The 8031-nt window shown below is 76.6% G+C and carries 4 protein-coding genes; 1 reads left to right on the top strand and 3 read right to left on the bottom strand.

The window, feature by feature from the left end:
- Nucleotides 1–116: 116 nt before the first annotated feature.
- Nucleotides 117–1037, top strand: coding sequence for a 4-(cytidine 5'-diphospho)-2-C-methyl-D-erythritol kinase (locus ACMA1D_RS30490; RefSeq protein WP_414727225.1), 921 nt, complete (start codon nt 117–119; stop codon nt 1035–1037).
- Between the two features lie 529 nt (nt 1038–1566).
- Here the strand turns inward: ACMA1D_RS30490 and ACMA1D_RS30485 are convergent.
- From ACMA1D_RS30485 to ACMA1D_RS30475, 3 genes are all read right to left on the bottom strand, one after another.
- Nucleotides 1567–2652: a polyprenyl synthetase family protein gene (locus ACMA1D_RS30485; protein WP_414727222.1), complete on the bottom strand. Its 1086-nt coding sequence runs from the start codon at nt 2650–2652 to the stop codon at nt 1567–1569.
- 1291 nt (nt 2653–3943) lie between these two features.
- Complete coding sequence (gene pcaB, locus ACMA1D_RS30480; RefSeq protein WP_414727224.1) at nt 3944–5317, bottom strand: 3-carboxy-cis,cis-muconate cycloisomerase; 1374 nt, start codon at nt 5315–5317, stop codon at nt 3944–3946.
- 281 nt (nt 5318–5598) lie between these two features.
- Entirely contained in the window at nt 5599–7818 is a 2220-nt protein-coding gene (locus tag ACMA1D_RS30475) for an FAD/NAD(P)-binding protein (protein WP_414727223.1), read from the bottom strand.
- Nucleotides 7819–8031: the final 213 nt, after the last annotated feature.

Genomic DNA, 8031 nt, shown 5'->3' with positions numbered 1-8031 from the left:
GCGCCGACCCGGTCGGTGCCGCCGCGCCGGCCGATCGGGCCGCGGCCGGGCGGCGCTCCGGCGCCGGTGGCGGGCGCCAGGGCCGGCGCGCCGCCCGGGGCGGCGACGCCCGCTCCGTGACGGTGCGGGTGCCGGCCAAGGTGAACCTGCAACTCGCGGTGGGCCCCGTACGCCCCGACGGCTTCCACCGGTTGGCCAACGTCTTCCTCGCGGTGGGCCTGTACGACGAGGTCACCGCCGCGCCGTCGGACGGGCTCGGGGTGACCGTCACCGGCCCCGGCGCCGACCGCAGGCCGCTGCACAGCGGCAGCATCGCCGCCCGCGCCGCCACCTTGCTGGCGCGCCACCACGGGCGGGCGCCCACCGCACGGCTGCACATCGCCAAGGGCATCCCGGTGGCCGGCGGGATGGCCGGTGGCAGCGCGGACGCGGCCGGTGCGCTGCTGGCCTGCGCCACCCTGTGGCAGACCGGCAGCACCCGGGCCGAACTCCGCGAACTGAGCCGGCAACTCGGCAGCGACGTGCCGTTCGCCCTGGTCGGCGGGGCCGCGCTCGGCCGGGGGCGGGGCGACCTGGTCAATCCGCTCCAGGTGGGCGGCGCCTTCCACTGGGCGTTCGCGCTCGCCGACGGGGCGCTGGTGCCGCCCGCCGTCTACCGGGAGTGCGACCGGCTGCGCGCCCGGTGGAGCGAGGACACTGGGCGCCGGGTGCCCGAACCCGAGCCGCGGGACGCCGTGCTCGCCGCGCTGCGCGCCGGTGACGCGCCGGCGCTCGGTGCGGCCCTGATGGCCGACGGCACCAGCAACGACCTCCAGCCCGCCGCGCTCTCCCTGATGCCCGCGCTCGCCCGCACGCTGCGCGTCGGCACCGAGGCCGGCGCCCTCGCCGCGATCGTCTCGGGCTCCGGGCCGACCTGCGCGTTCCTCGCCGACAGCGCCGGCGCGGCACAGGAAGTGGCCCGCGCCCTGCGGGAGTCGGGCACCTGCCGCGCCACGCGGTTGGCCCGCGGGCCGGTCACCGGGGCGGTCGTGGTGTAGTGGCTCCGCCCGGGGGCTGGGCGGCCCCGCCTGAGGGTGGGCGTGGTGGCGCTGCCGTTGTCCCGGGGGCGGTGGTACGGAGCGGCGCGTACGGGCCTTCGGGCGCCTGGCGGTGCGGAGCGGCACGGGGCCGCGCACGGCCCGGTCCCCGCGCGACCCCGGCGAGTACGGGCCTCGCGGTCGTCTGCGCCGGGTGGCCGGGAGCTCAACGGGCGCAGGAACGTGCGGCGTACGGGGCGGGAGCCCCGGGGGTGCGGGAGCGAGCGTACGGGCCCCGGGGGCCGCGGGAGCGTACGGGGCGGGAGTCCGCACGGTCCCGGGGCGTACGGGGCGGGAGTCCGCGAGGGCACGGGCTGTGGTGTGACCCGCGCTCGCCCGCCCCACCCCGCTCGCCCCGCGCCCCCTACCTCACCTCGGTCCGCCGTGCCGCCGCGCACTGTCGCGCACCCCCGTGCGCCACCGCACGACGGCGCCACCTCACGCCGCCCCCACCCCCTAGGCCAGATCGCCCACCCCCGCCCCCACCAGGTCACTTCACCCGGTACGCGGCGGCGTGGGCCATGGCGTGGAGTTCGGTGGCCCAGGCGTCGGGGAGGGCCGCGCTCACGGCCTCGTTGGCGACCTTCAGCCGCTCCTCGATGACCGCCTCCACCCGGTCCTTGATGCCGGTCTTCAGCAGCAGGGCGTGCAGCGCGTCCGGGTCGGTGTTCGGCAGGTCGTCCCCGACCAGGGCCTTCACCTCGGGCTCGTCCTGGAGCGCGAAGGACATCAGCAGCGTCATCTTGTGCTGCTTGAAGTCCAGTCGGGCGGGCTTGCCCGTCACGTCCGTTTCGCCGAAGGCGTCGAGCAGGTCGTCGCGGAGCTGGAACGCCTCGCCGAGCGCCAGCCCGTACTCCTCGAACGGGGCCAGCAGCGCGGGGGAGCCGCCGGCCAGCATGGCGCCCACCGACAGCGGCCGGTAGACGGTGTAGCGGCCGGACTTGAAGAGCGCGATCCAGCGGGCCAGCGGGATGTCCGGCTGGAACCTGGCGGCGGCCCGTACGTCCAGGAACTGCCCCACCATCAGCTCCGTCGACAGCTCGCCCCACACCTTGCGGGCGGCCGGCGGGCAGTCGGCGAGCAGCCGCTCGGCGTAGACGATGGCGAGGTTGCCGGCGAGCATCGCCACGCTCTGCCCGTAGTGCCGCGGGTCGCCGTGCCAGTCGCGCTCGCCGTGCAGCGTGGCGTGCCTGACGTGCGCGGTGGGCTCGTTGCGGCGCAGCTCCGACTCGTCCAGCACGTCGTCGTGGAGCAGCGCGGAGGTGTGCATCAGCTCAAGCGCCGCGGCGGCGTCCACGGCCACCTGTGACGCCGGGTCGCCGCCGGCCGCGAGGTAGGCCGCGATGCAGAACGCGGGCCGCAGCCGCTTGCCGCCGCTCTCGACCATGGTGCCGACGCAGTCCACGAGTTCCAGCGCGTCCGGGTTCTGCCCGGTCCAGTACGCGCGCTCCTCCGCGAGCAGCGCCGCCAGCCGCTCCTCGACCCGGGCGAGCATGCGGTCCCGCAGCTCGCGCGGAGTGGCCTGGCTGGCGTCGGCGGTGGGGGCCACGGTGGTGGCCGCATCGGTGGATGTCACAACTAGCTCCCCGGCAGGGCGAAGACGAAGTCCTCGGCGGTGGTGGTGAGGTGTCGGCGCCTGGGCCGACGGTGTCCGCGCCGTCGCTCCCGGCTCACACGGGCCGCTGACCAGCAGTGGACGATGATCTACAGGTACGGGCGGTGCAACGGGCGGCGCGGCGACGGTCTCAGGCGGTGGCCCGGCTGCGGTGTGCGCTCCGCGCGGGAGGGCGTTCCGGCGCCTCCCGTCACGCCCCGGTCGTGCCCCGGTACGACGGCGACCCGGTCGCCGACCCCGGACGGGAACGGGGCCGGGCCCACCGTACCGGCCCGCCGCTGGCGGGTCGCGGCGGGTCCGCCGAGGGCGGCCCGGCCGGCGGGCGGCCCGACCCCACGCGCGGGCGGGCGCGCCGATGCGCCCGGTCCGGTGGCGACTTGGGTGGACGGGGCGGGCCGGGGCCCTGCCGGTTCGGTCTTCGGCGGTTGTGTCCTTGCCGGTCTGCTCTGCTCCGGTTGGGGCCGTACTGGCGGGCTCTGCACCGGTTGGGAGCGGACTGGCGGGGTCCGCCCCGGTCGGGCTGATGGGGCTGGTCGCGCTGATTGCGCTGGTTGGGCTGGTTGGGCTGGCCCGGGCCGTATCGACCAGGTCTGCACTGGTCGGGTCGGCCGGGACCGTACGGGGCGGGGCCGTGTCTGCTGGGCCCGCGCGAGCGGGGGCCGTACGGGACGGGACCGTACGGGGCGGCGGGGGTGCGTCGGTCGGGGCCGTTGGGGCAGTCGAGCCAGACGCGCCAGTCGGGACGGCCGGGGCAGCCAGGTCAACCGGGCCAGTTGGGTCAGTTGGGCCAGGCGGCCAAGTTGGGACGGCCGGAACGGTCGGGACGGCGCTGGCCCGGACCGTGGGGTGCGGTGGGTGCGGTGGGTGCGGTGGGTGCGGTGGGCGCCGGGTGGGCACGGGAAACCCACCTCGGGCACGCGCACGCCCCGTTGCCGCCGCGTCCTGGCGCCCCGGGGGCCGGCCGCCGCCCCGGCCGGGCGCGCGGCGTCCCCGTACCGCAGGCCCCCGTACTGCGGGCACCCCCACGGCGCCGTGGCGACGGGGGCCGTGGGGGTGCACGTCCGGGTGGGGGCCGTGGCCCGGGTGAGGGAGGGCAGGGTGGGGCGCGGTGGTGCGCCCCGGCCCCGGGAACCGGTCACCGTGGCCGGGCGGCGCGCGGGCGTGCGGACGCCCTGCGCGCTCACCTGCCCTCCCCAACGGTCATGGGTCAATCCTGCGATCCATCGGGGTGCGGAACCATGGCAACCTCCTGTCAGCGCCCCGTCCGTGGCCGGCTGAGCGCCTGGTCGACGAGGGCGCCGGCGGCGCCGGTGTAGTGAGTGGGCTCCACCAGTTCGGCGATCTGCTCGGCGGACAGCCGGCCCGTCACCTCGGGGAGTTCGCCGAGCACCGCGCCCAGCGTCCGGCCGGAGGCCGCGGCCTGCGCCGACGCCCGGCTCAGCACCTCCTTGGCCGGCGCCTTGCCGAGCAGCGGAGCCAGTACGGCCGCGACCCGCTCGGAGACCAGTTGGCCGCCGGTCAGTCCGAGGTTGGCGCGCATCCGGTCGGCGTCCACGGACAGGTTCCCGGTCAGTTCCGCCGCGTGCGCGGCGGCGCCGCCGGTCAGCCGCAGGCAGGCGCGCAGCGGCTCCCACTCGGCGTGCCAGACGCCGGCCGACCGCTCGTCCTCGGCGCTCATCGCCGCGGTCACCGTCGCCGCGAGCTGCGGCACCTGGAGCGCGGCGGAGCGGATGACGGTGGCCAGCACCGGGTTGCGCTTGTGCGGCATCGCGGACGAGGCGCCGCGCCCGGCGACCGCCCCTTCGTGCACCTCGCCGACCTCGGTCCGGGTCAGCGACTGCACGTCCACCGCGATCTTGCCGAGCCCCCCGGTGGTGAAGGCGAGCGCGGCGGCCAGGTCGGCGATCGGGGTGCGCAGCGCGTGCCAGGGCAGCACCGGCCGTGCGAGCCCCGCCTCGGCCGCGAAGGCCGCGGTCAGCTCCGTCGCGTACGCCGCGGCGTCGGGCGAGCCGTGTCCGTGCCCCGCGTACTCCAGATAGCCGGCGAGGGTGCCGGCGGCGCCGCCGAGTTGCACCGGCAACTGCCCGCGCACCCGCTCCAGCCGCTCCACCGCGTCGAGCACCAGCCACAGCCAGCCGGCCGCCTTCAGCCCGAAGGTGGTGGGCACCGCGTGCAGGGTCAGGGTGCGGCCGGCCATGGGCGTGTCGCGGTGTCGTTCGGCGAGCGCGGCCAGCGCGTCGGCGGTGCGCGACAGGTCGGCCAGGACCAGGCCGAGCGCCCGGTGGGCGACCAGCATCGCGGCGGTGTCGAGGACGTCCTGGCTGGTGGAGCCGCGGTGCACGTACTCGGCTGCCGCCGGGTCCCGTTCGGCGACCGCCGCGGTGAACGCCTGCACCAGGGCGACCACCGGGTTGGCCGCCTCCGGCGCGCGTCTGGCCAGCGCGAACAGGTCGAGCCGCGCCGTCCGGGCGGTCTCGCTGATCACCTGCGCCGCGGACGCGGGTACGGTGCCGAGCCCGGCCTGCGCGCGGGCCAGCGCGGCCTCGGCCTCCAGCATCGCGCGGAGCCAGGCGTGGTCGGCCACGGCCGCCTCGACGGGCGTGCCCGCACGGACCGGCGAGAGCAGGCCGGGGTCCGCGTACTGCGTGAGGTCCTGCGCCGGGTCGGCCCCGGAGGCCGGGGCGCTGGGCCCCGGGGGCCGGCCGGGGTCCGCGGCCGGGGTGCGGGGCGGTTGCGCGGGTTCGGTCGGTCGGGGTGCCGCGTCGGTCGCTCGGTTGCCGTTGCTGATGCCGTCCACCGTTCCTCCATCGGGTGCGGAAGGCCCGCCGTCCACGCCGGCGGCGCTCCCGTCACCGGCGCACGGCGCGCTGCTGGCTTGCGTCGTGCGGTCGTGCGGTCGTGCGTGCGTCACCGGGGCTGCGCCTGCGCCGCCGGCCGGACGTCGACGGGGCCGGCCGGCGCGTCGAGCACCGCCCGGGCGATCGCGTCCGAGTCGCTGAGGATCACCGAGCCCACGCCCGGTCTGATGCCGGCCGCCGTCACCCAGTGCACCGCCTCGGTGGGCACGCCGAACGCGAACCGCCGCGGGTGCGGCACGCCCTGCGCGTCCACCAGCCGGTAGGGCCGCCCGGTCACGGCCAGCCCACCCGTCTCGTACTTCCCACCGGTCGCGGTCGGGATGCGGTACGGCGCGCACTGCCCGGTGGTGAGCAGGTGGTCGAGGAGCGGATCGGCGGTGCGGCGCAGGTCGATCTCGGGCAGCCTGGCCTCGATCAGCGCGTGCGCGCGCACGCGTGAGCCGGGCACCGCCGGCGACTCGGCTAGGTACGCGCCGCTCTCCTCGTCCGCCGTGACGCGCAGCCCGGGCCCGGCGATGCGCACCGTCCCGGCCTCGATCAGCGCCACCAACTCCTCGATGCGGCGCGCCGGCGGCCCGATGGACAGATAGGCGTTGAGCGGCGTGTACCAGCGGTCCAGGTCGGCGCGGTACGAGTCGCCGTCGAGCCCGCCGTGGTCCACCGCGAGCCGCAGTTCGTTGCGCAGGTCGCGCAGGACGTCCAGGGCGGCCTTGACGGGGCCGCTGACGTTGCCGGCGTGCGCCGCGGCGAGGTCGGCGCGCAACTGGCCGAGCAGCCAGCCGGTGAAGTCCGCCGGGCCCGTGAACCGGCGCTCCCCGTAGGGCTTCTCGATGGCCGCCCAGTCCCAGCGCTCGTCGGGTCCGATGCCGAAGGCGGTCAGCAGTTCGTCGTCCGAGCCGTTGTCGAAGGCGTGCGCAACGAAGCGCTCAAGGAAGGCGGTGGCCTGCGCGGGCCCGCCCCGCTCGGCTCCGTCCTGCTCTGCCTGGCCCTGCTCGGAATCGCCCTGCTCGGCCCCGCCCCGCGCGGTGAGCAGCGCCCCGTAGTACACGGCCTCCACCTCGCGCGCCACCAGCGGCCACAGCGTCTCGCGGAAGTCGAGGCCGGGCCCGCCCGCGGTCTGCGCGCGCAGCTTGGCGATGGTCTCGGGGGTCAGGAACAGCGGCTCGTGGCGCCCCTGGACGCCCTTCTCGTTCTCGCCGCGCGCGTGGTACGGCAGCCCGCGGCGGGAGCCGGCGTAGAGCTGCGGCTCGCGCCCGGACGGCAGGTAGACCAGGCGCCCGGCGCGCCGCTCGTACCGGCCGCCGCGGCCCTGCGTGAACAGCGCCATGTGGTCGAAGAAGTTGAGGCCGAGCCCGCGCAGTACGACCGTCGCGCCCGGCGGGACGGCCGATGCGGACACGTCGGCGGGGTTGGCCGGCGGCACGTACACCAGGCCGTGCCGGGCGGCGAAGGCGGCGAGTTCGGCCTCGTGCGGCGCGGGCCGCACCGGCAGGTGCCCCTGGGCGAGGACGACCGCGTGCAGGTCGGTGAGGCGGCTGCCGTCCGCGAGGGTCACGCACTGGGAGCCGTCCGCCGCGTCGTCGAGCGCGACCGCCCGCGCGCGGTGCACCCGCACGGCCAGGTGCGCGGGCGCCCCGGCGACGATGCGCGCGAAGGCCCACCCCAGGTAGCTGCCGTACAGGGCGCGGCTCGGGTACGTGTCGGGGCCGAGCGCGGCGGCCTCGGCCAGCGTCGCGGCGTCGAGGTCGGTGGGGAGGTCGGCCAGGGCACCGGCGGGCGGGCCGGCGGGGGCGTCCGTGGGGGAGGCGGCGGTGGCCGGTGCGGGCGATGCCGCGGTCGGCGCGCCGGCGGGCTGAGCCGCGGCGGGCCGGCGGCCGGGTTCGACGTGGGGCGCGGAGCCCGGGAGGCCCTCGGACGCGGCACCGGATATCTGTCGGCCGGCAGCCCGCGGCCCGCTCTCCCCATCCGCCGACGAGGCCAGCGCGCGGGCCCATTCGTAGAGGCTGGGGCCCGGGTCGAGCGGACCGGCCATTTCCACGCTGGCGTCGGTGAATACGGTGACCTGACAGGCGACGGTATTCATCAACAACTGCCGTGACTGATCGGTGCGCCACACCTGACCGGAGCCGGGCGGATACGGATCGATCACGTGCACCGTGCGCGGCTCGGGACTCGACAGGTCGCGGGCGGTCGCACACAGCCGCTCCAGCACCGACAACCCGCGGGGGCCGACTCCGACGATGCAGACATCGCGGCAGGGGCAGGCCATGTCGCTCTCCAATTATCCCGGTATATCCCCGTACGACACGTCAGTGAGCGATCCAGCCCGTTACCTTGAGCGAACCGTCATCCGAGTCTTCGGGAAGGCGCCCTGAGTTGGTAGCGGCTAGTTCTTGCTATCTGACATGGTGGAGCTTGTCATACCGCTTGCTATGGCGATTCGTGCAGGTCGGAGCCTACTTTGTGACAACTTCTAGCCTTC

Source organism: Streptomyces sp. 796.1 (assembly GCF_047525675.1).
In the GTDB taxonomy this organism is placed as follows: Bacteria; Actinomycetota; Actinomycetes; order Streptomycetales; family Streptomycetaceae; genus Streptomyces.
Note: the sequence above shows the minus strand (reverse complement) of the source record. Positions and strands in the feature narration are given on the sequence as shown.